The following is a 24,834-nucleotide window of genomic DNA, read 5'->3' as shown; positions in this document are numbered from 1 at the left end:
AGCTGGCGTCCCCACCACGGTCGCGCACCCAGCCACGCCGCGGCGGCTGGCAGGATGGTGATCTCCGGCTGCCGAAGGAGACGGGCTGGGATGGAAGACAACCTGATGGCCAAGGTGACGGCGTCCGTGCAGCGCGGTCGGGCGGGTGAGCCGGATGCCGCCCGCGCGGAGCTGGAGTCGTTGTGGGCGCAGGTCGAGCACGGCGGGGGAGATGACTTCCACCGCTGCGTGATCGCGCACTTCCTGGCTGATCTGCAGGACGACCAGCGCGATGAGCTGATGTGGGACGAGCGGGCCCTCGCGGCGGTCCACGGTGTGAGCGATGAGCGCGCCCAGCGGTTCGATCAGTCGTTGCAGGTTCGGGGGTTCATGCCGTCGCTGTACGCGAGCCTGGCCGATGACCACCGACGGCTCGGCGACCTGACCAGCGCTCACGAGTTCCTCGAGAAGGCAGAAGCCGCGTCCGATGCCTTGGGCGAAGACGCTTACGGTGCACTGGTCAAGGGCATCATCGGCCAGGTGCGGCAGGCGTTGGCCGAGGGCTCGACCGAGCCGCTACCGACCTGAGGCGCGCGGTCAGACCGCCTGGCCAGGTTTCGGCACTCCGCGGGCCGCCTCGTGCAAGGCGCGCAGTGCGGCCCGGCACGCGGGGCGGTTCGTGCTGCTGTTGCGCCACAACGCGGACACCCGTCGCCGGGGTGCCGGTGACAGCGGCACGAACCGCACACCCGCGGGTGTGGGGCCCCGGCCGAGCCTGGGGATGATCGCGGCGCCGAGCTCCGCCGCGACCAGTGCGAGCTGGGTGGGGTGCTCCGAGGCGGTGTGCACGACCCGGCGCTCGATTCCGCCGCGGCGCAGGGTGTTCTCGAGCCAGCCGTGGCAGACCTCGTCGCTGGGCCAGCCCACCCAGTCCTCGTCGCGCAGCTCGTCCAGCGTGACCGCGGCCCGGTCGGCGAACGGGTGCCGGGCGGGTAGCGCCACGTCGAGGACGTCTTCCAGCACGGGGGCGCACGAGATCCCGTCGGGCACCGTGAGCGGCTCTTCCCGCCAGTCCTGCACCACCGCGATGTCGATGTCGCCTCGCCGCAGCTGCGCGATCGCTTCGACGGGCTCCATTTCGGCGAGCCTCGCGGAGAGGTTCGGGTGTTCCTGCCGCAGCGTCCGCAGCACGGGTGGCAGAAGGCCGCGGGCGGCCGTGGCGAAAGCGGCCACCGTGAGTGTTCCGGCCACGGCGCCGCAGTGGTCTGCGAGGTCGGTCTCGACGAGTTCGACCTGCTGCAGCAGCCTGCCGGCGTGCTCGGCGAGCAGGTCTCCCGCGTCGGTGAGCCGGATGCCGCGTCCCTGCCGTTCCAGCAGGCGCTGACCGACTTCGCGTTCCAGCCTGGACAGTTGCTGCGACACCGCGGAGGTGGTGACGTGCAACGCTTCCGCGGCGCCGCGGACCGATCCCGTGGTGGACACCGCGTGGAGCGTCCGCAGGCGTTCCAGGTTCAACACATTAGCGATGCTACGCGGTCAGCTGAAGAATGTTTCGATTGTCTTAGCGAAGTGCGGTCGGCAGTGTTGGCGTCGAACGAACCGGCACTCGCAAGGAGATCCCGTGCACCCCACCCGGCTCCACCTCGTCATCGGCGGCGACCTCCCGGTCCACCGCCTGGGTTTCGGCGCCATGCGGCTACCTGGGAACGACCCGGCCGCGGCGCACGCCCTGGCCCGTCGTGCGGTCGAACTCGGCGTCACCTTCATCGACACCGCCGACTCCTACGACCTCGGCCGCAACGAGGAGCTGCTGGCCGAGGCCCTCCACCCGTACCCCGACGACGTCGTGATCGCCACGAAGGCCGGCCAGTGCCACCCCGGCGACGAGTGGATCCCGCTCGGTCGTCCGGAGTACCTGCGTCAACAGGCCGAGTTGAGCCTGCGACGGCTGCGGGTCGAACGCATCGACCTGTTCCAGCTGCACCGGATCGACCCGGCTGTCCCGTTGCAGGACCAGATCGGCGCGTTGCGCCAGCTGCAGGACGAGGGAAAGGTGCGGCACGTCGGGCTGTCCGAGGTGTCCGTGGAACAGATCGTCGAAGCAGGGCGGATCACGCCGATCGTGAGCGTGCAGAACCGCTACAACCTCGACGACCGACGCTCGGAGGACGTGCTGGCGCACTGCGAGCGGCACGGCATCGCGTTCCTGCCCTGGCTGCCGATCGCGCCCAGCGTGCGGCCGGACTCCCCGGTGGCCGAGGTGGCCCGCAGGCTCGGCGCCACCCCGGCGCAGGTCGCGCTGGCGTGGCTGCTGCGCCGGTCGGAGGTCATGGTCCCCATCCCGGGCACGTCTTCTCCGCGGCACCTCGAGGAGAACGTCCGTGCGGTGGACGTCGTTCTGCCCGACGAGGACTTCGATCGGCTCGCCCGACCGCTGCAGGACCTCAAGTAGAAGTCCTAATAGGACTCCTGCGGTGCGTGAGGCTCCCGGTTGCGGGAACCTCACGCACCGCGGCACGACGGATGATCAGCGGACCGGAGCGTTGACGTCGCTGATCATCGCTCGCACCGACTCGCGCAGCGCGGGCAACGTCGGCGAGGTGGCCGTCGCGACGGTGGCCGCCGGAGTGCGGACCGGGCCGGGGACCGGGTGGACCTCGGTCTCGTTCGGCAGCGGGACACCGGGGCAGGTGACGTCGCCGGGCCGGGAGTTCCGCAGCAGGAACACGTTCACCACGCCGTCCACGCAGGGGTTGCCGTCGAAGGCGTACTGGCCGTGGAAGGGACTGTCGGCCACCGACACCAGAGCGGCGCCCGGTGCCGCGCGAACCGCGGACCTGGCCTGCTCGTACCCGGTCTGCGGGTCGAACTCGCCCTGCACGACCAGCACCCGGTCAGCGACTCCTGCCGGAAGTGTCGGCAGGGCCTGGCGTGGAGCGTCGGACCAGTAGGCGCACGGCTCGCTCAGGCCGTACTGCCACCCGAAGAGCGGATACCTCGGACCCTGCTGGTCGGACAGCCGCTTGTGCCAGGCCGCCGATCGGGTCGGCTGGTCACCGCACGCCACGGCGTACCGGGTCGCCGCGACCAACCGGTAGTCCCGCGGGTCCTCGGCGAGTGCCAGTGCCAGCGCCGCCGGGGTCAGGGACTCGAGCGGCACGCCGAACTCCGCACGGGACCTGGCGTCCAGTTGTGGCGCAAGGGGAGAACCGTTCACCGTCGCCGCGGTCTCGCCGTTCGCGCCCCGCACTCCCAGCACGAACACGAGCGCCCCGAGCACCCAGCGCAGCGGCGAACCCATGCCCGTGAAGATCGCGTCGAACTGGTCCGGGCTGGTACCCGCACCCGCGAAGAACCGGCGGGCGCGCTCCCAGTTCGCGGCGGCCTCCGCGGTCGTGGCGCCGACCTCGGCGGGGAACTGCCGCGTCATCCACGGCAGGAACGTGTCCTCGAACAGCCGCTGGTTGATCTGCGGCCACGCCTCGAACGCGGCTTGGAGCCGTCCCTGGAAGTTCGTGCTGGAGTCCAGCACCATCTTGCCCGCACCGCGCGGGAACAGCGACGCGTACTTCGCGCCCAGCCAGGTGCCGTAGGAATAGCCCAGGTAGTCCAATGTGGACTCACCGAGCAGGATCCGGACCAGCTCCATGTCGTGCGCGGTCTGCCAGGTCGTGAGGAACGGGGTGAGCGCCTCGCTCTGGCACGCCTCCGCGACCGCGCGCGGAAGCTTCAGGTGCTCGGCGATGCTGCCGGCCGAGCGATCACGCGCGTCGAGGTCGGTGCGCTGCGAAAGGCGCTCGACGGGCACCTCGCACGTCGCGGGCAGCTGTTCCGGTGCCGTGCCGCCCTCCTGACCGGTGCCGCGCGGGTCCATGCCGATCAGCGCGTACCGCTCGTGGAGCTGGGGCTGCAGGGCGGCCAGCGCACCGGGAAGGGACGTGCCCTGACCACCGGGACCGCCGGGGTTGAGCAGCAGCGAGCCGAGGTGCTGCCCGGTCGCGGCGACCCGGCTGATCGAGACGACCAGGTCCCGGCCCGCCTCGGGCGCGGCCCAGTCCCTGGGTACGGTCACCGCCGCGCACTCCGCGGGGAGTGCGTCCGGTTGCGGGGTGAAGGCGCAGGCGCCCCAGGTGAGTTCCTGCTGGGCGTAGCGGGAGAACGGGTCGGTTGTGGCGTTCACCGGCACAGTCGCGACGGAGAGCAAGAGCGTTGTGGTGAGGGTGAGCACGGTGGCGGTCGGTCTGCGCACGGCAGTCCTTTCGCGGCAGGGAGTCGGACACCGCTCATCGGACCAGTCCGCTCACCGTGCTGTCCAAGACGACGTAGTACTTTCGGCCGGTTCTTGTTGTCGTTGCGGCGCAGCGGGTTCTGTCGCCTGTACGCTTCGGCGGAACTCGGGAACTCACTCCCGGCCCATGCAGTCCACCCAGGACTCGGTGGTGACGACGATGTCGGTGGGGAGCGTTTCGGTCACCGATCCGTCCGACACCCAGATGTGCGCGTGGTAGGTGGTCATCGGCACCGACGCGGGTCCTTGCACGCCGACGAACCCGTTGACGGTGATCCCGCCGTCAGGGGAGTGGAAGTTGGAGCCGGGCGGGAGGTGGTGCTCGGTGGCGGTCCAGCCGGGAGGCAGGTCGCGCATCCCGAACTTGAGGTCGGTGGTCCACTTCCCGCTCACCACGAAGATGAAGTAGGAGGCGTGTGTTCTCCCGTCAGGGCCGTGGTGAACGCACATCCGGCTGGTCCTGTCGAACTGCTCCAGGTGCCACGTCCGGGTGTTCGATGCCGTGTGGGCCGACGCGACGGCGGAAGTGCCGAACAGGGACAGCAGGAGTGTCGAGGCCAGGACGAGCGCCGCTCTGACAATCCGTGACATCACTCTCACCGAAACCCTCCTGAGGTGGGCGTGAGTACGTTTCGGGTAACGATATCGGTCGGACATCAGGGTTCTCTGAGAATCGTCGGAGTCGACAACTGCTGGCCGGCCCCGCTGAGGACGACGCGTTGTGCCGCAACCGACTCGTCTTCGAGGGAGGAGACGAGGAACTCGGCGACGTCGGCGCGTGCGATCGCGAGAGGCTTCGGCGTGCGGATCAGAGTCGACGCCGACCACCTCGAGGTCGGCGCTGCGTCCGTCAGAGCGCCGAAGTACGCGATCGTCCACTTGAGATCCGACTCGGCGACCACGCGTTCGGCGGCGTCGAAATCGCGGAAGTCGCGGCGGATCAGGGTTGCGGCGATGACGCGCACCAGCGGTGAGGCGGCGGTGCGGCTGAGGCCGGTTCCCCACGCGACGGGGAGGACCAGTCGGGCGACACCGGACGCCTGTGCGGCGGTGACCAGGTTCGTCATCGCGTCGGCGAGGATGGCCGGGCCGCGCATTCCCTTCAACCACAACGGGTTGCCCAGGGCGCTCAAGATCGCGTCGTGGCCTCGCACGGCTCTGCGGACTGCGTCGGGTTGTTCGGTGACGCTGCCCGAGGTGATCGTCAAGGCGGGGTGGTCGGGAAGCGTGCCCGCGTTGCGGACGAAGGCGGTGACCTCGTGCCCCTCGGCGAGGGCGCGGGTGACCACCGTGCGGCCGAGCCGTCCGTTGGCGCCGACCACGAAAACGCGCGTCATTCGTTGCCTTCCAGTGGGGCGAGTTGTTCGCTCAGGCGCTGGACAGCGCCAACCAGGTTGGGTGCGGTCATGCCTCGCAGGGGGCTGACGGGCAGGCCGTCCCGGCCGATGACGAGGCCTGTTCGTCCTTCGAGGGACGGGTCGGTGGCCGCGATGATCGACGACCGCGCAGCTTGCGGTGGGGTGCCGCCGGTCGTGCGGCGGAACGCCTGCAGCACGAGTGGCCAGAACGGTCGCAGCCACGGCGCGACGACCTGTGAGGAGCGCATGGTGCCGGTCGTCATGTCGGTGACGGCGCCTCCGGGGTCGGCGGCGAAGACGGAGATGCCGGTGTCCCGCAGCCGCTCCGCCAGGTCGAGGGTGTGCACGAGGTTCGCGAGCTTCGCGCGGCCGTAGGCGTGCAGCCCGTAGTAGCCGCCCGGCGTTTCGGCCGCGTCGAAGCGGCGAGCACCGATGCGCACGGAGCCGGAGGTGACGTTCACGACGCGGCTGGGTGCGCCCGCTCGGAGGCTCGGCAGGAGCAGTTGGGTGAGCAGGTACGGGGACAGGTGGTTGAGTGCGAAGGTCGCCTCGACGCCCTCGGGGTTGACGCGGCGGTCGTCGAACATCGCGCCGACGTTGTTGACCAGCACGCTCAGCTCGCCCTGGGCGGCCACGTGCTCGGCCAGCGCTCGCACGGCCCGCAAGGACATGAGGTCGGCGGCGAGGAAGCGGGTCGGCGGACCGATGCGGGCCACGGCGGCCTGTCCGCGTTCCGGATCGCGTCCCACGACGGTCACCTCGTACCCGGCCGCGGCGAGGCCTGCCGCGGTCTCCAGACCGATGCCGCCGGTCCCGGCCGTCACCACTGCGCGCTTGGTCATCGGTGGACCGGTTCGAGGCGGCGGCAGGCGTCCTCGTACACCGCCGACGCCAGCTCCGGATCGTCCACCAGGGTTGAGGTCTCCCCTCGGCGGTCGCGGACGAAGTACGCCAGGTTCGGGAAGTCCGCTGACTCGGCGAGCGCGATGAGAGTCCTGGCGGCGGCGTCGGGGGAGCGGAGGAACGGGCGGGCGACGTGCTTGAGGACCGTTCCCGTGCGGCCGAGGTAGCGTCCGAAGTCGCTCGCGACCAGACCGGGGTGGACGTCGACGATCTCGACTTCGGAATGGCGCCGGTGGTGCTCGCGGTGCACCAGCAGGCTGACCAGTTTCGCCGTGGCGTAACGCTGGTGCGGGCCGAGACCGGCCATGCGGTCGAGTTGGTCGCGCACGTGTTCGTGGTGCAGCGCGGCTCCCCGGTGCGAACGGGAGCTCGTGGCGACGACCCGGCCCGAGGCCAGCGCGGGCGTCAGTTCGCGCAGGAGCAGGAACGGGGCCAGTGCGTTCACCTGGTAGTTCGGTTCGTGGCCGTCGACCGTGGGGGTGAAGTCGGTGAACGCGCCTCCCGCGTTGCTCAGCAGCACGTCGATCTTCTCCAGGTCCGTCGACAGCGCGGTGGCGAGCCGGCGAACCTGCGCGAGGTCGGCGAAATCGGCCACGTGGCGGGAGATCGGGCGGCCGGGGGAGGTGAGCGCGTCCGCGAGTCGCTCGGTCCGGCCGCGGTCCCTGCCGACCACGACGACACGTGCGCCCTGCGCGGCCAGTTGTCTCGCGGCCTGCGCGCCGATGCCTGAGGAGGCGCCCGTGACGACGACGGTCTTGTCCTGAAGCGGGCTTCGAGTCATGAGGTTTCCCGTGAGGATTCGGCGGAGCCCGGTTCGACCGGGAACCGCTCCAGCGCGGCCAGCAGCGCCGGAGCGAGCAGATCGGCTCCGCCGGACGGCACCGCGGCGGTGATCACGGCGTCGGCCGCGTCGAACACGGCCTGGCCGAGCAGCCTCAACCGGTGGCCTTCGTCGGTCACCCGCAGCTTCGCGGTGCGTCCGCGTCCGGGTTCGGTCACGCGTACGACGGCACCGGCTTTCTCCAGCAGGCGCAACGTGTCCTGCATGCTCTGCGGCGTGACGGCCGCTCGCCGGGCGAGCTCGCTGTAGGACACGTCGGGCGTGCGGTGCAGGTGTCCCAGCGCGGACAGGTGGCGCAGGGCGATGCCGTGCTCGCCCAAGCGGTTCTCGACGTGGTCCTTGACCCGCCGGCCCAGCGCCATCACCAGGAACGCCGCGCTGATCGGAGGCCCGGTGCGCGAGATCGCACCGGTGCCGCTCTTGTCCTCTGCCATGAGTTACAGTCTGCCTGAAACCGAGTTTCAGTCAAGTTGTAATCGAAAGGGTGCGGATGCCGAACGCGAAGCGGGTGCCGCCGCAGGTGCGGGTCCAAGAAGCCGTGGTGGCGCTGCTCGGCCGGTTGCCGGACTCGGTGCGCACGCGCATGGCCGGCCCGGAGATCGTCGTGGACGGCGCGAGTCTGGCCGTCGACGCCAGACTGCTGATCCGGTCACTGGGCGCGGACAAGTCGGCGCTGGTCGTCGACGGCTCACCGGCCTTGTCGCGCGCCGCGCTGGAGCGCAACGCGCCGATGCTGCGCGCGGGACACCGGCCGTCCCGAACGGTGGCGGTGTCCGATGTGGTCCTGCGCGGGGCACAGGGCCCGCTGGAGGCGACGCTGTACGTGCCGGCATCGGGCGGTGCCCGCTCGGGCGCGCTGGTGTTCTTCCACGGCGGCGGCTGGGTCATCGGCAGCCGGGCGGGCTACGACCACGTGAGCCGGTTCCTGGCGGAGCGCACCGGGCACAGGGTGGTGTCCGTGGACTACCGGCTGGCGCCGGAGGATCCGTTCCCGGCGCCGGTGGACGACGCCCTGGCGGCGTTCGGCGACGTCGTCGGGCGTGCCGATGAGCTCGGCATCGATCCGGACCGCGTCGTCGTCGGAGGAGACAGCGCGGGCGCCACCCTCGCGGCGGTGACCGCCCGCCTCGCCGCCGCCCGCGGCACCGGTCCGGTTCCCGCGGGACAGTGGCTGCTGTACCCCGCGACCGACCTCGCCGCCCGGCACCCGTCACGGGACGCGTTCGGCCGGGGCTTCCTGCTGAGCGACGACGACATCGTCTGGTTCCAGGACCACTACGCTCCTCGCGGGATCGACCGGACCGACCCGCTCGTCTCGCCGCTGTACGGCGAGGTCGCCGCGAACACCCCGCCTGCCCATCTCGTCACGGCTGGGTTCGATCCCCTGCGTGACGAGGGGGAGCGGTACGCGGAGAAGCTGCGGGCGGCTGGTGTCGCGGTGGGGGCGGTGCGTGAGGCCGACCTGCCCCACGGGTTCCTTCCGTTCGTCCACCTCGGGCCCCGGTTCGGGGAAGCGGTGTCGGCCAGCGCGGACGCGCTTCGGCGAATGCTCGCCTGATCGAGAACCCAGCTCACACCACTTCAGCGATTATCTCCATAGCTTCAGTGTCAACTGATAGAAAGCCTTCCTCACGAAGCAACGCAGAGCCGAAGCGGTTGTGGACGAGGTCCTCGACTGGGCCGATCGGGTGGCGTTCGTGGCCACGGGTTTGGGATGGCGTTGCTTTGAGAACCATGGGGATTCGCAGGGACCGGGGGGTCCCTGTCTGGGGATGCATTTCGCTGAGGGGAACTAGAACTTGTCACGCACTTCACCAGTGCGCCGCTTCACGCTGCGCGCTTTATCCGTAAGTGTGGCGATCGCGCTCACCACTGCGGTTCCTGCAGTCTCGCCAACGGCTTCGGCTGCCGCGGCACCTGCCGTCGAGCACGCTTGGACGCCCGGCGAGGCGAACCGGACCGTGGTGGGAGGGGCACCGCCGGCGGGCCGCGCCAGGCCTGCTGCGGATCAGGCCGGTACGGCCGGGGTTCGCCGCTGGTCACCGTGCCGGTCCTCGGACTGGGCGGTGTTGCCGGACTACCCGGTCGAACGCTTCCGGGTCAGTGATCGCCTCCAGTTCGGCGTGAACCTGGCCAACGGCAACCTCTGGATCGACCACCGGGACCTCACGATCCGCGGCACCGGCATCGATCTGACCCTGCGCCACTCTTACGGCTACGACGACAAGTGGCACATCAACGCCGGCAGGGACATGGCGCTGGACCTGTCGTTCACCAACCTGCACATGCCCGTGGACGGCGGCGGTTGCGTCGAGTTCGCCCCCAACGGCGACGGCACCTTCGGCACCGCGAGCAACGGCGTGCGGGCGACGATGACGGAGAACGCGGACGGGTCGTACACCGCGAAGTTCGTCGAGACCGGTGAGACCTGGGCGTTCAACTCCGACGGGTGGCCGCTGAACCGCAAGGACCGCAACGGCAACGCGATCACCTACCACTACCAGTCCGACGGCACGCTGGCCTCGCTGACCGACTCGCAGGGCAGGGTCACGACGTTCCAGTCCAGCGGCGGGAACATCACGCGCATCACCGACCCCAGCGGCACCGTCGTCGGCAACTACTCCTTCGACTCCGACGGCCGGCTCACGCAGCTGACCGACCGCGACGGGAAGGTCGTGAAGTTCGGCCGCGACGCCGGCAGCAGCTGGATCACGTCACTGGTCGACCAGGCCAATCGCACGTGGAGCTTCGGCTACACGCACAGCGATGTCACCAAGGTGACCACTCCGACGCGAACGGGCGGGGTGGACACCCTGTTCGACTACACCGTCCCGTTCACCGAGACCACGCAGACGGACCCGAGGGGCAACAAGACCGTCTACACGTTCGACAGCAGCCACCGGCAGATCTCGGCCAAGGACGCGCTCGGGCACACGCAGTCGAAGACCTGGACCGCCAACAGCGACGTCCAGACGACCACCGACGGGCTGCAGAACTCCACCACCGCGACCTACGACAACCTGAACAACCTCATCTCCACCAAGCTGCCCACCGGCGCGGCCAACATCGCCGCCTACACGAGCACCGCGCACCCGAACCTGCCGACGTCCGTCAAGGACCCGGCGGGCAACGAGACGACGAGGGAGTACGACGCGGCCGGCAACCTCACCAAGGTCCGCTCCACGCCGCTGGCCGCAGACCTGGAGATCCGCACCTACACCGGCCCGAAGGCGCTCCTCGACACCGTGCGCAACGCCAACGGCCAGCAGACCAGGTTCGGCTACGACCAGGCCGGAAACCCCACCAGCGTGACGCCGCCCGCGCCGTTGGGGATCACCCGCTACACCTACGATTCGCTGTCGCGCATCAGCAGCGTGACCGACGGCAACAACAAGCGCATCGACTACAGCTACGACAAGCTCGACCGGATTGTCGCGGTGAGCACCAATGGCACCGTTCTGCAGGTGAACTCCTACGACGCGCTGGGCAACCTCGAGACGCGTTCGCACGGCGGCGTGACGACCCGGTTCACGTATGACCCGCGCCCCGCGGGCAGCCAGGTCACCTCGGCGGTGCGAACGCAGGGCACGTCCACCGAGACGGTGTCCTACGACTACGACAAGACGGGCAACCTCAAGTCGTTGACGGATCCTTCGGGCACCGCGACGTACGAGTACGACGCAGCGAACCGCCTGAAGTCGCTGGCCGATCCGTTCGGGCAGACCACGACGTTCGGCTACGACGACGCCGACAACCGCACCACGACGACGTTCCCCGGCGCGGGCACGCAGACCAACACCTACGACTTCTCCAACAGGCTGACCGGGCTGACGGTGAAGAACACCGCGGGCGCCGAACTCCTCAAGGCCGCGTACAGCTTCACCACCACCAGTGGAGCCGACAGCGACAAGATGCAGTCGAAGACCGTCGCCGGCACGACCACGGCGTACACCTACGACTCGTTGCAGCACTTGACCAAGGCGGGCGCCACAACGTTCGCGGTGGACAAGGCCGACAACATCACCAACCTCGCGGGCACCGCACACGGCGTCAACGGTGCGGACCAGCTCACCTCCGTGGGCGCGACGAACCTCAGCTACGACCCCGCGGGCAACATCACCGGCGCGACCAACCCGTCGGCGTCCTACGAGTACTCGCCGACCAACCAGATGCTCCGCGGTGTCACCGACGGCGCACAGACGTTCTCCGCTTCCTACGACACCATTGACCAGACGCAGCCGCGCACCATCACCGAGAAGGTGGGCGGCGTCTCGACCACGCACACCTTCACGCACACCGCACTGGGCACGAGCACGGTCAACGTGGGCAACGTGCGGATCAGCGTCGCCCGTGACCCGGACGGCAGGCTGGTGACCGAGAAGGCGGGCACGGCCCGCTACAACCTGATCACCGACCACCAGGGCAGCGTCCTGGCCCTGCTCGACACCGCAGGCGCAGTGGCCGCCACGTACACGTACGCCCCGTACGGCGGTGCGGCCGGCACGGGCGCGGCGGCGGGCACGAACCCGTTCCGGTACGTCGGTGGCTACACGCTCAAGGGCGGACTGACGTTGTTCGGCTACCGGTACTACAACTCCTCGTGGGGCCGCTTCACCGCGCCGGACCCGACCCGTCAGGAACGCAACCTTTACGCCTACAGCAAGTCTGACCCGATCAACCGCAGCGACCCGACGGGTGCTTACAGCATGGACACCCTCAAGTCCGACCTGGGCACGATCGCGGACTCCATCGCTGTCGGGGCCACCATCGGCGGTGCCATCGGGTGTGTTGCGACCGCGCCCGCCGGATGTCTGGCTGGAGCCGGCACGGTCGGTTTCTACGGCGGTCTGGTCGGCCTCGGGTTCGGCACCGGAATCGTCATCCTCACCTGACCGGTACAGAGAAAGGGCGATCTTCGTGCTGCGAGACAAGCCGCAAGCCGCGGCGGTGATAGGTCTGGTGCTGGTAGGGCTGGTCGCGGGTCTCATCACCGCGATGCTCGACGTGCCGAAACCGTGGACCTACGTGGTGCTTGCGGTAGTCGCCGCCGTCGCCGCGGTGTTCATGGTGCGCCGCTTCCACCGCTGAACGTGGTCGGGCCTGGTCTCATCGGTGAGGCCAGGCCCTGCGGAAGCTGGGTGTGAAGTCATGTCGTGACATCGCACGCGCGACGACGTGAGGCAGGCGACCTCGGATCGCAGCCTGCCTGACGAGTACCGGTCCGCGTGCGAATCGAAGCAACCTCGTGGGCCATGAGGCGTAACCCCCACCTGGAAGGTTAGGGTGTCCTTACCTATGGGTCGGGAGGCCGGTATCAACAGCGTGGGGAATGCGGCACGGATCCGTCGGCGGGTGGTGCGGCGGCAGCGCGGCCGGGTGGCAGGCGCCTCGCTGCTGCTCATGGGCCACCAGACCTGTGAGGCGCTGGTCCCGGTCGCCCTGGGTCTGGCGATCGACCAGGCGGTGGCCAGCGGGGAGATCACCGCGCTGGCGCTGGCCGTCGGGGGACTGGTGGTGTTGTTCGCCGCGCTGAACACGTGTTACCGCTGGTTCGCCCGGTTTGCTCAGCTGGCTGTCATCGACGAGGCCCACGCGCTGCGCGTGGAGCTCGGGGCGCGGTTGCTGCGGGTCGGCGGTACGGCGGCCGCGCGGCATCGGGGTGAGTTGCTGACGATCGCGTCGTCGGACGCTGATCAGGTGTCCCGGGCGGTGGTGTGGATCGCCGGTCTCGCCGGCTCGGTGGCGGCGCTGGGGGTGAGTTGCGCCGTGCTGGTCGGCATCGACGTGCGGCTCGGGTTGTTGCTGATCGTGACCGCGGTGGTGACGACCTTCGGGCTCAACCTGCTCTCGCCGCTGCTGGCCCGGCGGGTGGCGGGGCAGCAGGAGGCGCTGGCGGCCGCGTCCGCGTTGGCGACCGATCTGGTGACGGGGCTGCGGGTCGTGCACGGTCTGCGGGCCGAGGAGACCGCTGTGCGGAGGTACCGCACGGTGAGCCGGGCCGCTGAGGCGGCCGGGATCCGTTCGGGGACGGCGGCGTCGTTGCAGCTCGGGGTGACCGTGCTGGCGGGCACCGTGGTGCTCGTCGTGGCCGTGTTCGCGGCCGGCCTGCTCGCCGTGGAGGGGGCGATCGGGATCGGCGCGTTCGTCGCCGCGATCGGTGCGGCCCAGTTCATCGCCGAACCGCTGTCCGGGGTGGGGATGTACCTGCGCTTCGGCGCCGCGGCGCTGGCGAGTTCGGGTCGTGTCGGGGACGTCCTGGACGCCGAGGGGGAACCTGCCGGTGCGGCACGCGCCGAGGGGGCGCCCGTCACGATCCCGCTCCTGGCCGACGGGTGCACCGGGGTCGTCGCCGATCCGCAGGTGGTCGACGAGGTGCTCGAGGTGCTGCGAGGGCGGGAACCGGGGCGAGTGCGGGTGGAGTGGAAGGGCGATCCGCCGGCTCAGGTGCACGTGGAGCCGGTCCGGGCGCACCTGTTCGCGGGGACGTTCGAGGACAACCTCACCCTGGGACGGCCTGCGGACTCGCCGGAGCGGTTGCGGCAGGCCCTGGTCGCGGCGGGGGCCGACGAGGTCGTCGACGCCCGGCCCGGTGGCCTGCTCGAACCTCTGCGGGACCGCGGGCTGAGCCTGTCCGGTGGGCAGCGGCAGCGGGTCGTACTGGCCCGCGCGTTGCACACCGACCCGCCCGCGCTGGTGCTGACCGAGCCGACGACCGCGCTGGACCCGGTGACCGAGCAGGCCGTGGCGGAGGGGGTGCGCGGGCATCGGCACGGCGCCGGGAGCCGGGCGACCGTGGTGATCACCACGAGCCCGATCCTGCTCGACCGCACCGACCACGTCGTCTTCGCGCGTTCCACCGGGGAAGTGGTGATCGGCGACCACCACGGGCTCCTCGACAGCGAGCCCGACTACCGCAGGAGGGTCCTCGGATGAGCCGGCGTCTTCCCCTCGCCACGGCGGGCGGGGTCCGCCGCGCCGTCGGCGGCTACGTGCGGGACCAGCGCGGCCTGGCCGCCGCGACGGTGGTGCTGGCCGTGGCCGCGTCGCTGGCGGGCCTCGTCGCGCCCTGGGTCGTCGGCCGGATGGTCGACGAGGTGATCGGTGGCGGGCAGGCCGCGAGCGTCGTGGGGCTCACGGCCCTGATCGGGGTGGCTGGGCTGGGTGCGGCCGTGCTGACCGCGCTGAGCGGGGCGCTGGTCGCGCGGATCGGGCAACGGGTGCTGGCGCGGATGCGGGAGGACACCGTCTCCGCGGCGCTGCACATGCCCGCGGCCGAGGTCGAGGAGACCGGGCGCGGTGACCTGCTCAGCCGGGTCGGTGACGACGTCGCCGTGATCAGCGAGGTCGTCGCCACGTTGCTCGCGCAGTGGGTCGGCGCGGTGCTGACCGTCGGGCTGACGATGGTGGGCCTGTTCGCCCTCGACCCCTGGCTAGCGGCCGCCGGTCTGCTCGCGATTCCGGTCTACGGGTTCGCGTTGCGCTGGTACCTGCCGCGTGCGGCCGTCCGCTACACCGAGGAGCGTGCGGCGTTCGGTGATCGCGCGGAAACGCTCGTGTCCGCGCTCGAAGGGCTTCCCACGCTGCGCGCCTACGGTGCGGAGGAGCGCCATGTCGGCCTGATCGAGGCGTCGTCGCGACGGGCGCGTGACGTCTCACGCTCGATCCTGTGGTTCGCCACCGCCTGGGGCAAGTGGATCAACATCGCCGAGCTGACCGGTCTCGTCGCCATCGTGATCACGGGATTCGCCCTCGTGCGCACGGGGTCGGCGTCGGTGGGCGCCGTGACCGCGGCGGCGCTGTACTTCCACCGGTTGTTCAACCCGTTGGGCCTGCTGGTGTTCAGCTTCGACCAGGTGCAGTCCGCGATGGCGAGCCTGCAACGCATCGTCGGCGTGATCGGGACCGCCGAGCCGAGCCCGCCGGTTCCGGCACCGGCCCGCACCGGGGACCTCCACGCCGAGGCGGTGACGCACCGGTACCCCGGTACGACCGAACCGGTCCTGCACGAGGTGTCCCTGCGGCTGCGGCAGGGGGAGACGGTCGCGCTCGTCGGTGCCAGCGGTGCCGGGAAGTCCACACTGGCCGTTCTTCTGGCCGGACTCGCCAGTCCTAGCGAGGGACGAGTGAGCTGGGCCGGAGCGATCCCGGGCCGGACGGCACCGCTCGTCCTGGTGCCCCAGGAGACGCACGTCTTCGCGGGCCCGCTGGCCGAGGACCTGCGCCTGGCCGACCCGGAGACGACCGACGCCGACGCCGAACGCGCGCTGCGGGCCGTCGGCGCGGACTGGATCGACGAGCTGCCCGAGGGAGTCCGGACGGTGGTCGGTGAACTGGGGCGTGCGCTGGATCCGGCGCAGACCGCACAGGTCGCTCTGGCCCGTGCGTTGCTCGCCGACCCGGCTGTGGTGCTGCTCGACGAGGCCACGGCCGAGGCCGACAGCCGCGACGCGACCCGGCTCGAGGACGCGGCGGCCGCGGTCCTGTCCGGACGGACCGGACTCGTTGTGGCACACCGGCTGCGGCAGGCCGCCACGGCCGACCGCATCTTGGTCCTCGAGCACGGCCGGATCGTCGAATCAGGCACCCACGACGCGCTGATCGCCTCGGACGGGCACTACGCCCGGCTCTGGGACGCCTGGCAGTCGGCACGACCGGAGGTGCGGTGACCGGCCATGTAGAGCGGGACCGAGAACGGCTTCGCGTCAGTCCCGGTCGTCGAACAGCAGCAGCTCGACCAGGTAACAGGCGAGTTCGCCATCAGCGGTGCGACCGATCCAGGTCGGGTAGACGCCGTCGCTTCCGATGGTGAACCCCACGGTCTGACGGCCCTGGTCGTCTTCTGACGGCGCCAGCCGGTCGCCGAAGTCCAGGTCGATCCTGGCGGTGTCGACGAACTCGAGGTAGGTGTCCGTCTCGTGCAGTTCCCGGAGGTACCGGGCGTCGATCAGGTTGCCCTCGCCGCCGTCCACCGGGAAACCGAAGAAGCCGTCCTCGCTCAGCTCCGCCGGGTCCTGGCCGGGCAGCAGGGCCATGGTCCAAGACACGGCCGGCGCATCGCGGATGACCAGTCGCACCGCCAGCGGGACGGGCATCAGCGGTGCCTCGTCGGGCGTCAGCAGGTGCAGCAGCACCGGATAGTGGCCGGGCGGAGCGGTTTCGGTGAACCCGATCGCCTCCCAGCGCCATCCTGAGGCGACCAGTTCGCCTGAGGGGAGGTGCAGTTCGGCGCGCAGCGGTTCGCTGACCGTGCCCGGGCCGGACATCAGGCCGGCCCGGGCACCTGGAACGAGGCGCCGGTCGAAGTCCACTGGTGTCAAAGGCATGTGGCCACCGTATGGGGTGCGTGGTCGAGCACGACCTCGCGGAGTGGCTGTGCAGCGCACCAGGTGGTTCGGGGAGTTCGGCGACGGCACCACCGATCGCACCTCAGTAGTCTCAGCGGGGTGGGCACTCGATCGGTACTCATCACCTTGTTCGACGGTGTGCAGCCGCTCGACGTGGCAGGACCGCTGGACGTGTTCTCGGTGGCAGCGCGCTACGCCGGAACGGAGGACGCGCCGCCCTACGTCGTCCACACGGCTTCAGTCGGAGGCGAGCCCGTGCGGTCGGCCGGAGGTCTGCGGCTGGTCCCCGACTTCGACCTGGCCGGGGTCGAGGACCCCGACATGCTCCTCGTGCCGGGTGGGCCCGGCGTGCAGCACGTCGACGACAGGCTCGTGGCGTGGCTGCGAGAACGTGCGCCCGGTGTGCAGCGGGTCGTGTCCGTGTGCACCGGGACATGGCTCCTTGCCGAGGCCGGACTTCTCGACGGACGCCGGGCGACCACGCACTGGGAGTCCTGCGACTACCTCGCCGGCAAGCATCCCGAGGTGCTGGTCGAGCCGGAGCCGATCTTCGTCCGGGACGGCCCGTTCTACACCTCGGCGGGGGTGACGGCGGGGATCGACCTCGCCATCGCCCTCGTCGAGGAGGACTTCGGCCGCGCGGTGGCGCACGAGATCGCCCGGCTCCTCGTGGTCTTCCTGCGAAGGCCGGGCAACCAGGCGCAGTTCAGCACCCAGCTCTCGGCACAGGTCGCTCACTCGGATCCGCTGCGCGAGGTGCAGCACTGGGCGACCGCGAACCTGGCGGCAGACCTGTCCGTGCCCGCGCTGGCGCGCCGCGCAGGACTGTCTCCCCGGCAGTTCGCCCGTGCGTTCGCCGAGCAGGCCGGCGTGACGCCGGGCCGGTACGTGGACCTCATCCGGTTGGAGGCCGCGCAACGCATGTTGACCGACACCCGTGAAGGAGTGGTCCGCATCGCGCGTCGCTGCGGGTACGGGACGCCCGAAGGTATGCGCCGCGCCTTCCTGCGGGAACTCGGCGTCTCGCCCACGGAGTACCGGCGGGCGCCGGCGGTCCACGCTGCTCTGTGACGGCGGCGGATGGCAGATTTGTTGGTCTGCACGACATAGGCATCACGAGCGGACGTCCCTAGGCTGGCAGTCGGGCGGTCGCGGTGTTCCCGATCGCCGGTCTCGTGAATCGGTTGTCCCGCCCGGAGTTCGTCCGGGTCGAAGCGCGCCTTCAGTCGCGCCGGCCGATGTTCCCGTGCTGAAAGGTGGACATGGAGATCCTCCGTGGATCACTCGGATCTGTGAGTCCACATGCGACACGACGCGCCGGTGTCGCGCTGGTGGCGGCGTTCAGCGTGCTGGTCGCCGGGTGTGGCAGCTCCCCAGGGCCTGGTGAGGGCGGTGCGACGACCGCGGTCGAGCGCCCCGCGCCGTCCAGGACGTCGTATCCCCTGACGATCGAGAACTGCGGCCGGAAGGTCACGTTCGACGGCCCGCCGAAGCGCGTGCTGATCATGAACGGCGTGTCCGTCGGAGAGGTGCAGGCGTACGTCCTGCTCGGGCTTCAGGACCGCGTCCTCGCGAACGCGCAACGGGTCACCGTGTCCGACGACCCGGTAATGGTCGCGGAGGTCGCGAAACTGCCGACCGGGGGCGCCGACTGGAACAAGAACTTCGACGTGCCGGCCGAGAAGGTGCTCGAGCTCGCGCCCGATCTCGTGGTGTCGACGTGGAGCGGCGGGTTCAACGCCGAGAGCGGGTTCGCGACCAGGGACCAGCTCGCCGAGGCCGGGATCAGGTCCTACGTCAACCCGGTCGACTGCGCCTACGGGGCGACCACCTCGTCGGCCGCGGACCAGGCCGCCTACGACCGGCAGTCGATCGAGTCGACCTTCGACTTCGTCCTGCAGACCGGCGTGATCTTCGACGAGCAGCAGAAGGCGGCGGACGTCGTCGCACAGCTGGAGAAGCGGATAGCGTCCGTCCGGGACCGCGTTGCGGGCAAGGAGCGCAAGAAGGTGCTTCTCGCCTTTCCCGGCATGGCGATGATGAGCACCAACAACCTGCCTGCCGTGTTCTCCGGTGGCATCTACGACGACATCATCGACGCGGCGGGCGGAGTCAACGCGTTCCCGAGCGACAAGCCGAACCACGAGCTGACGTCGAACCTCAACGCCGAGGCGCTGGTGACCGCCGAGGTCGACGTGGTGGTGATCGGACTGTCCGATCCGTCCGAAGTGGACGAGGTGGACCAGCTCGCCGGGCGGCTGTTCCAGCAGTACCCGCAGTGGAAGGCGTCGAAGTCCCGGACCTACGCCGTGATCTCCGACGGGGCCTTCCTCGGGCCGGCCAACGCCCACGCCGTGGAGAAGATCGCCGATGCCGCGCATCCGCGGTAGCCGCGACGCGCCCTCGCGAGGCCCCCACCTGGTGGCAGGCCGCGCGACGATCCTCCTCTACGCGGTCCTCGTCGCAGCGCTCGTCGCGGTCGTCACCGTCGCGGTGTCGCTGGGAACCGCCACACTGGCGGCACGTGACGTCTGGCATGTGATCTTCAGCCACGTCGTGGGGGACACCGGAGGGCTCGACCCGCTGCAGGACCAGATCGTCTGGGACATACGGCTGCCACGGGTCCTCGTGGCCGCTGTCGTCGGCGCCGCCCTGAGCGTCATCGGGGTCAGCCTCCAGGCGCTGGTCCGCAACCCGCTCGCGGACCCGTACATGCTGGGGGTCACGCCCGGCGCGTCCTTCGGGGCGGTGCTCGTGATGGCCTCCGGTTCCACTGCGCTGCAGGGCCTCGGTGTCACCGGTGGCGCCTTCGCGGCGGCGTTGCTGACGATGATCGCGGTGTTCGTGATCGCCCAGCGCGGCGGCCGGCTCACCGACACCCGGCTGATCCTCGCCGGCGTCGCGGTGGGCTACCTCGCGGTGGCCGCCACGAGCTTCGTGCAGTTGCAGACGAGCCCGAACCAGTTGGCGGGCATCATGTTCTGGGTCATGGGCAGCCTCGCCGGAACGGAGTGGGCCGACCTCCGCGTCCCTGCGACCGCCCTGGCGCTGGGGATCACCTGGCTGCTGACCCGGGGACGTGCGCTCAACGCGCTGATGGTCGGCGACGACGCTGCGGCAGGGCTCGGCGTCGACGTGCACCGCCTCCGGCGCCAACTGCTCGTGGTGACGTCGTTGATGACCGCGACCGTCGTGGTGGTCGCCGGCGGGCTCGGTTTCGTCGGACTGGTGATCCCTCACATCACCCGGCTCGTCGTCGGTGCCGAACACCGGCGAGTGCTGCCGGCCTCCATGCTCGTCGGCGCCGTCTTCCTGGTCCTCGTCGACCTCGCCGGCCGCACGGTCAACCGCCCCAACGAGTTGCCGGTCGGCATCTTCACCGCCGGCATCGGCGTGCCCGTGCTGATGTGGCTGCTCCTGCGCGCCAGGCAGCGGGAGGGAGCGTGATGCGGCTCGAGTTCGAGGACGTCAGCATCGACATCGGCCCGGCGCGCATCGTCTCCGACGTGTCGTTGCGGATCGAGCAGGGGGAGGTGGTCGGACTCGTCGGCCCCAACGGCAGCGGCAAGTCGACGCTGCTGCGCAGCGCCTACCGGGTGCTCAGGCCCGTCGGCGGGGCGGCGCTCATCGGTGGTGAGAGCGTGTGGGACATGTCCGCACGGGAGGCCGCACGCCGCCGCGCGATCGTCACCCAGCACACCGTGCTGGACGCCGCGTTCTCCGTGCGCGAGATCGTCGCAATGGGACGCACACCGCGGAAGGGCGCGTTCGACCGCGACACCGAACACGACCACGAGGTGGTCGAACGGGCGCTGGACGACGTGCACATGAGCTGGGCCGCTCGGCGGTCGTTCGCGACGTTGTCCGGCGGTGAGCAACAGCGCGTCCTCATCGCCCGTGCGCTCGCCCAGGAAGCCGGGCTGCTGATCCTGGACGAGCCGACGAACCACCTCGACGTGCGCGCGCAGTTCGAGATCCTCGACCTGCTCCGGAATCTGCGCATGACGACGCTCACGGCCCTGCACGACCTCGACCACGCGGTGTCCTATTGCGACCGTGTGGCGATCATGGCGGAGGGCGCGCTCGTGGCGGAGGGTGTCCCGGCCGAGGTCTTGACGCCGGAACTCGTGCACGACGTGTTCGGGGTACGTGCTGTGCTCGACACCCACCCGATCACGGGCCGTCCCCGCATCGCGGTGGCTTCCGCGGGTGCGCAACGAACTGACCAGTACTAGTGAAGGGCACCGACATGCAGGTCGCCATTGTTCTCTATCCCGGCTTCACCTCGTTGGACGTCATCGGTCCCTACGAGGTTCTTGGCCGCCTCCCGGACACGGAGGTCGTCTTCGTCGCCGAGGAACCCGGCCTCGTCGTCAACGACCTGAAGAGCCTGTCGATCAACGTCGTCGCCACCTTCGACGACGTGGCGGAACCCGATGTGGTGCTCGTCGGAGGCGGCCCCGGTCAGGTGCGGCAGATGTCCAGCGAGCGGTTGCTCGAGTGGCTGCGCACGGTCGATCGGACCAGCAAGTGGACCACCGCCGTGTGCACCGGGACGTTCCTGCTCGCCGCGGCGGGACTGCTCGAAGGCCGTCGCGCGACCACTCACTGGGGCGCGCTGGACGGCCTCGCCGACTTCGGTGTGACGCCGTCGAAGGAGCGCGTCGTCATCGACGGCCACTACGCGACCGGGGCCGGGGTGTCCGCGGGCATCGACATGGCGCTGACCCTGGCCGGACTGATCGCGGGTGACGACGTGGCACAGGCCGTGCAGCTCATCATCGAGTACGCGCCGGAGCCGCCTTACTCCGCTGGTTCCGTGGACTCCGCTCCCGCGGCTGTGGTCGAGAGGGCGTGGAAGGAGATGTCGGCCTGAGGATGTCGTCGGCACTGTTGCGACGTGACGCTCGCGCAGCATGGCGATCAACACGCACATAGCTGGTCTGTCACCGTGTTGAGCAGGACGGCGGTGCTCGGGATCGCGGTGACTGCCGCTAGTCGGCGATCTTCTCGGCGGACAGGAGGATCTTCGTGTTGCAGTCGACCACCGTGCCGGCCGCAGCGCTCTGCTTCGTGGTCTTCCAGTTGCGGTCGTTGATGAGCAGGCGGCCTTGGCCGCTCGCGTCTTCCTCCGTCAGGAAGAACAAGCCGGCCTTCTGCATCGTGTCCTGCGCGGTCTGATGGATCAAACCGACGACGTTGGGCACCGTGCACGTTTTGACGGCGGGTGCCGCTGGAGGGATCGTGGTCGCCGCCGCAGGTGTCGTCTGGAGCGGCGCGGCGGTGGTCGCCGGTGGCTGTGGTGTGTCGGTGCTTGTCGTGGCGGGCGGCGGGGTGGAGCACGCGGCGGTCAGCAACAGCAGGGGGACGGCGACGACGATGCGCATGTCCGGCATGTCGCAGCGCACCTGGGTATCTGTTACTGAGCGTCACCCGATCGAGGCAATCGGTGTGCCGCGCACCACCAGGTTGAAGTCCGATCACCCCGACGAGCTGTGGTGCACCAGCGGACCCCGGTACGGATCACCCAGGACGTGGAGGCTCTCCGCGGCCACCACGGCCTCGAACCTCGCCGAGCGCACCTCGTACCCGCCCGGCACCGGACCGATCTCCAGGTGCGTCAGCTCCGGTGGGAGGTCGGCGGCCCGCACGCCGCCGAAGACGACCTCGCGCATCGGCTCCTCCGACGAGCGGTAGCGCACCGTCTCACCGTTCTCCTCGCGGGTGAACCGCCATGGCAGGAACACCGGGAACACGTCGGTCGCGTCGGCCCAGCCCTCCGCCATCGCGACCAGTTCCAGGACGAGGGTCCGCACGTGCTCGGACTCCTCCGAGAGGTCGTCGCGCAAGGGCCCCAGAATCACCCGCACGATCTCCGCGCCGAATTCGGGATACCAGGCGAGGCTGAACGCCTTGTCGTCGGCGTGCTCGCGGAGCACCTCGGCGACGGCGGGATCCGTGGTGTGCTCGGCGATCCGCTCGAGCACCCAGGAGTAGACGCCGTGCGATGCGATCCAGATCTTGACGTACCAGGTTTCGGCGCGGTCTACGAAGAAGTCACTGGACATCGGTATCGCTCCAAGCGGAGAGACGATCCGATGTGGACCGTCCCGGCCCTCGCCGTGGTCGGGTTGTCGCGTCGAACGACCTTAGCCGATCATGGGGGGCAGCTGCCCTGCATTACGTGATTCCGGCACGCGCAACTCCGCTGCGGTCGGATCACCCGCTCGTCGAGCCAGGCCTGCGAGTTCGCCGTCTCAGTCCTCCGCGTCGCGGACCACGAGTGCGATCTGCACGCGGTTCTCGACCGCCAGCTTGGCGAACAGGTTGCTGGTGTGGGCTTTCACCGTCGCGACGCTGATGTGCAGCCGTTCGGCGATCTCCGGGTTGTTGAGCCCGTCGGCGATGGCCTGCGCCGTGTCGAGTTCGCGTTCGGTCAAAGTGGACAGTCTCGTTCGTGCGGCCCCTTGCCGGTCGCGGCGGGTGCTGGAGGAGCGCGGGCCGGTGGCGGCGGCGATCACCCTGGCGGTGGCCGCCGGGGACAGGACGGGGTTGCCCTCGGCGACGGTGCGCACCGCGTCGACTATGCGGGCCGGAGGGGTGTCCTTGAAGACGAAGCCGAGGGCTCCGGCCTCCAGTGCGGCGAGCACGAGGTCGTCGGAGTCGAAGGTGGTCAGCATGAGGACCTTGGGCGGTGACGGGCGGGCGAGGAGTTCTCTGGTGGCGCTGATGCCGTCGCGGCCGGGCATGCGCACGTCCATCAGCACCACGTCGGGGCGCTGCTGTTCGACCGCGGTGAGAGCGGTCTCCCCGTCGGCTGCCTCCGCGACCACGGCCAGGTCCGGCTCGCCTTCGAGGAGCAGCCGCAGGGCCATCCGCACCAGCTGGTCGTCGTCGACGATGGCCACCCGTGTCGGTTCGTGCTCGCTGTCCACTCAGCCTCTTCCCGTCCGGTTCGGCCAGGGTAGTCGCGCGGTGAGCAGGTAGCCGCCGCCGGGCGCGGGGCGGTGGTCGAGGGTGCCGCCCGCGAGGGCGACGCGTTCGGCCAGGCCGGGCAGCCCGAAGCCGGAGGCCGGTGGGGTGGTGCCGGTCTTGGTGGCGGGCGGGTTGCGGACGCTGACGCGCAGTTCGTCGCCGGCTGTTCCGTCGAGGGTGACGTGGACTTCGGCGCCGGGGGCGTGTTTGGCGGCGTTGGTCAGTCCTTCTTGGACGATGCGGTAGCAGGTTCGCCCGAGGAGCTCGGGAGGGTCGCCCACGACGGTGTCGGCGAGCGTGACGTCCAGGCCGGAGGCGCGGGAGTCGGCGATCAGGTCGGGCAGGCGGTCGAGTGAGGGTTGTGGTGGTTCCGGGCGGTCCGGGTCGGCCCGCAGCACACCGAGCACGTCGCGCAGTTCCTCCAGCGCGAGCTGGGAGGCGTCGGCGATACCGCGGACCAGCAGGCGGGTGTCCTCTGCGGTGAGGTCGGTGCGGTGGTCCAGGACGCCGGCCTGCATGGCGACCAGGGAGATCCGGTGCGCGAGCACGTCGTGCATCTCGCGGGCGATCCGGTTCCGCTCCTGGGCGCGGGCCTGGGCGGCTCGTGCGTGCTGTTCGCGTTCCGCGCTCTCGGCTCGTTCCAGCAGGGATCGCGCTTCGACGCGTCGGGCGCCGATCGCCACGCCGACGGCCACCGCGGTACCCGCGCACAGCAGCGGGAAGGCGAGTTCGAGCCACAACGACACCTCGGGGACGTTGAGCGGGTAGACGTCCCCGAGCACCTGCGAGGCGGTCACGAAGGTCAGCACCACCGCGCCGATCTCGACCGGGCGGCGGCGGGTGGAGAGCGAGCACAGGGCCAGCAGCGCGGCACCGGCGGCCAGCGTCGACGCGCTGGAGGCGACCGTGACCAGTGTGGCCACGACGAGCGGGAAGCGCTGCCGCCACAGCAGCAGCGCCAGGCAGGCGAGCGCGATCAGCGGATCACCGGTGACGAGCCAGGAACACGTGTTCGCCGCGCATCCCGGCGGCACGAGCACCGCGGTGGAGAACCAGAAGGGGACACCCAGCGTGGCGGCCACGACCAGCCGCCACGCCTGCCCCCACCACCACGCCGACCGCGGTGCCGAATCCGTGCTCACCAGG

At 70.3% G+C, this 24,834-nt stretch carries 24 protein-coding genes; 12 read left to right on the top strand and 12 right to left on the bottom strand.

Annotated features, from left to right (window positions below):
- Window positions 1–90 precede the first annotated feature (90 nt).
- Complete coding sequence (locus IE307_RS15170; protein WP_191298586.1) at window positions 91–567, top strand: hypothetical protein; 477 nt, start codon at window positions 91–93, stop codon at window positions 565–567.
- 9 nt (window positions 568–576) lie between these two features.
- Here the strand turns inward: IE307_RS15170 and IE307_RS15165 are convergent, their stop codons facing one another.
- Window positions 577–1,497: a LysR family transcriptional regulator gene (locus tag IE307_RS15165; protein WP_191298585.1), complete on the bottom strand. Its 921-nt coding sequence runs from the start codon at window positions 1,495–1,497 to the stop codon at window positions 577–579.
- Window positions 1,498–1,600: 103 nt separating this feature from the next.
- Here IE307_RS15165 and IE307_RS15160 point away from each other — a divergent pair, with 103 nt between their 5' ends.
- Complete coding sequence (locus tag IE307_RS15160) at window positions 1,601–2,431, top strand: aldo/keto reductase (protein WP_268250375.1); 831 nt, start codon at window positions 1,601–1,603, stop codon at window positions 2,429–2,431.
- Window positions 2,432–2,506: 75 nt separating this feature from the next.
- Here IE307_RS15160 and IE307_RS15155 read toward each other — a convergent pair whose 3' ends face one another.
- From IE307_RS15155 to IE307_RS15130, 6 genes are all read right to left on the bottom strand, one after another.
- Window positions 2,507–4,228, bottom strand: a complete 1,722-nt coding sequence (locus tag IE307_RS15155; RefSeq protein WP_191298583.1) for an alpha/beta hydrolase — start codon at window positions 4,226–4,228, stop codon at window positions 2,507–2,509.
- 153 nt (window positions 4,229–4,381) lie between these two features.
- The gene (locus IE307_RS15150; RefSeq protein ID WP_191298582.1) at window positions 4,382–4,858 is read right to left on the bottom strand and encodes a DUF5980 family protein; all 477 of its coding nucleotides are present in this window, start codon (window positions 4,856–4,858) and stop codon (window positions 4,382–4,384) included.
- A 65-nt stretch (window positions 4,859–4,923) separates the two neighbouring features.
- On the bottom strand, window positions 4,924–5,604 hold the full coding sequence (locus tag IE307_RS15145) for an NAD(P)-dependent oxidoreductase (protein WP_191298581.1): 681 nt from the start codon (window positions 5,602–5,604) through the stop codon (window positions 4,924–4,926).
- Window positions 5,601–6,467 carry an SDR family NAD(P)-dependent oxidoreductase gene (locus IE307_RS15140; protein WP_191298580.1) on the bottom strand — a complete coding sequence of 289 codons (867 nt, stop codon included), beginning with the start codon at window positions 6,465–6,467 and terminating at the stop codon, window positions 5,601–5,603. Before IE307_RS15140 ends, IE307_RS15145 begins: the two co-directional genes overlap by 4 nt.
- Window positions 6,464–7,309: an SDR family NAD(P)-dependent oxidoreductase gene (locus IE307_RS15135; RefSeq protein WP_191298579.1), complete on the bottom strand. Its 846-nt coding sequence runs from the start codon at window positions 7,307–7,309 to the stop codon at window positions 6,464–6,466. Before IE307_RS15135 ends, IE307_RS15140 begins: the two co-directional genes overlap by 4 nt.
- Window positions 7,306–7,803 (bottom strand): MarR family winged helix-turn-helix transcriptional regulator, encoded by a 498-nt coding sequence (locus IE307_RS15130; protein WP_191298578.1) that lies wholly within the window; start codon window positions 7,801–7,803, stop codon window positions 7,306–7,308. The genes IE307_RS15135 and IE307_RS15130 overlap by 4 nt, the downstream gene beginning before the upstream one ends.
- Before the next feature lie 56 nt (window positions 7,804–7,859).
- Between IE307_RS15130 and IE307_RS15125 the strand changes: the two genes are divergently transcribed.
- The 5 genes from IE307_RS15125 (at window position 7,860) to IE307_RS15105 (ending at window position 16,035) form a co-directional block, all read left to right on the top strand.
- Entirely contained in the window at window positions 7,860–8,927 is a 1,068-nt protein-coding gene (locus IE307_RS15125) for an alpha/beta hydrolase (RefSeq protein WP_191298577.1), read from the top strand.
- Window positions 8,928–9,435: 508 nt separating this feature from the next.
- A complete protein-coding gene (locus tag IE307_RS15120; protein ID WP_191298576.1) occupies window positions 9,436–12,261 on the top strand; it encodes an RHS repeat-associated core domain-containing protein in 2,826 nt (941 codons plus the stop codon).
- Window positions 12,262–12,286: 25 nt separating this feature from the next.
- Window positions 12,287–12,457 (top strand): hypothetical protein, encoded by a 171-nt coding sequence (locus IE307_RS15115; protein ID WP_191298575.1) that lies wholly within the window; start codon window positions 12,287–12,289, stop codon window positions 12,455–12,457.
- A gap of 234 nt (window positions 12,458–12,691) precedes the next feature.
- A complete protein-coding gene (locus IE307_RS15110) occupies window positions 12,692–14,302 on the top strand; it encodes an ABC transporter transmembrane domain-containing protein (protein WP_191298574.1) in 1,611 nt (536 codons plus the stop codon).
- Window positions 14,299–16,035, top strand: a complete 1,737-nt coding sequence (locus tag IE307_RS15105) for an ABC transporter ATP-binding protein (RefSeq protein ID WP_191298573.1) — start codon at window positions 14,299–14,301, stop codon at window positions 16,033–16,035. Before IE307_RS15110 ends, IE307_RS15105 begins: the two co-directional genes overlap by 4 nt.
- A gap of 36 nt (window positions 16,036–16,071) precedes the next feature.
- On the opposite strand, the gene IE307_RS15100 is transcribed toward IE307_RS15105, so the two are convergent.
- Window positions 16,072–16,692 carry a DUF4241 domain-containing protein gene (locus tag IE307_RS15100; protein ID WP_191298572.1) on the bottom strand — a complete coding sequence of 207 codons (621 nt, stop codon included), beginning with the start codon at window positions 16,690–16,692 and terminating at the stop codon, window positions 16,072–16,074.
- A 120-nt stretch (window positions 16,693–16,812) separates the two neighbouring features.
- Between IE307_RS15100 and IE307_RS15095 the strand changes: the two genes are divergently transcribed.
- From IE307_RS15095 to IE307_RS15075, 5 genes are all read left to right on the top strand, one after another.
- Window positions 16,813–17,784: a GlxA family transcriptional regulator gene (locus IE307_RS15095; protein WP_191298571.1), complete on the top strand. Its 972-nt coding sequence runs from the start codon at window positions 16,813–16,815 to the stop codon at window positions 17,782–17,784.
- 221 nt (window positions 17,785–18,005) lie between these two features.
- Entirely contained in the window at window positions 18,006–19,103 is a 1,098-nt protein-coding gene (locus IE307_RS15090; protein ID WP_229904723.1) for an ABC transporter substrate-binding protein, read from the top strand.
- Complete coding sequence (locus IE307_RS15085) at window positions 19,084–20,160, top strand: FecCD family ABC transporter permease (protein ID WP_191298569.1); 1,077 nt, start codon at window positions 19,084–19,086, stop codon at window positions 20,158–20,160. The genes IE307_RS15090 and IE307_RS15085 overlap by 20 nt, the downstream gene beginning before the upstream one ends.
- Window positions 20,160–20,948, top strand: coding sequence for an ABC transporter ATP-binding protein (locus tag IE307_RS15080; protein WP_191298568.1), 789 nt, complete (start codon window positions 20,160–20,162; stop codon window positions 20,946–20,948). The genes IE307_RS15085 and IE307_RS15080 overlap by 1 nt, the downstream gene beginning before the upstream one ends.
- A gap of 14 nt (window positions 20,949–20,962) precedes the next feature.
- The gene (locus tag IE307_RS15075) at window positions 20,963–21,589 is read left to right on the top strand and encodes a DJ-1/PfpI family protein (protein ID WP_191298567.1); all 627 of its coding nucleotides are present in this window, start codon (window positions 20,963–20,965) and stop codon (window positions 21,587–21,589) included.
- Window positions 21,590–21,707: 118 nt separating this feature from the next.
- On the opposite strand, the gene IE307_RS15070 is transcribed toward IE307_RS15075, so the two are convergent.
- From IE307_RS15070 to IE307_RS15055, 4 genes are all read right to left on the bottom strand, one after another.
- Entirely contained in the window at window positions 21,708–22,109 is a 402-nt protein-coding gene (locus IE307_RS15070; RefSeq protein WP_191299022.1) for a PASTA domain-containing protein, read from the bottom strand.
- An 84-nt stretch (window positions 22,110–22,193) separates the two neighbouring features.
- Entirely contained in the window at window positions 22,194–22,781 is a 588-nt protein-coding gene (locus IE307_RS15065) for a hypothetical protein (protein WP_191298566.1), read from the bottom strand.
- Window positions 22,782–22,970: 189 nt separating this feature from the next.
- Entirely contained in the window at window positions 22,971–23,648 is a 678-nt protein-coding gene (locus IE307_RS15060; RefSeq protein WP_191298565.1) for a response regulator transcription factor, read from the bottom strand.
- Window positions 23,649–24,830 carry a sensor histidine kinase gene (locus IE307_RS15055; RefSeq protein WP_191298564.1) on the bottom strand — a complete coding sequence of 394 codons (1,182 nt, stop codon included), beginning with the start codon at window positions 24,828–24,830 and terminating at the stop codon, window positions 23,649–23,651.
- Window positions 24,831–24,834 lie beyond the last annotated feature (4 nt).

It is taken from the genome of Lentzea cavernae (assembly GCF_014653695.1).
Classification (GTDB): Bacteria; Actinomycetota; Actinomycetes; order Mycobacteriales; family Pseudonocardiaceae; genus Lentzea; species Lentzea cavernae.
This window is presented reverse-complemented; position numbering and strand designations above follow the sequence as displayed.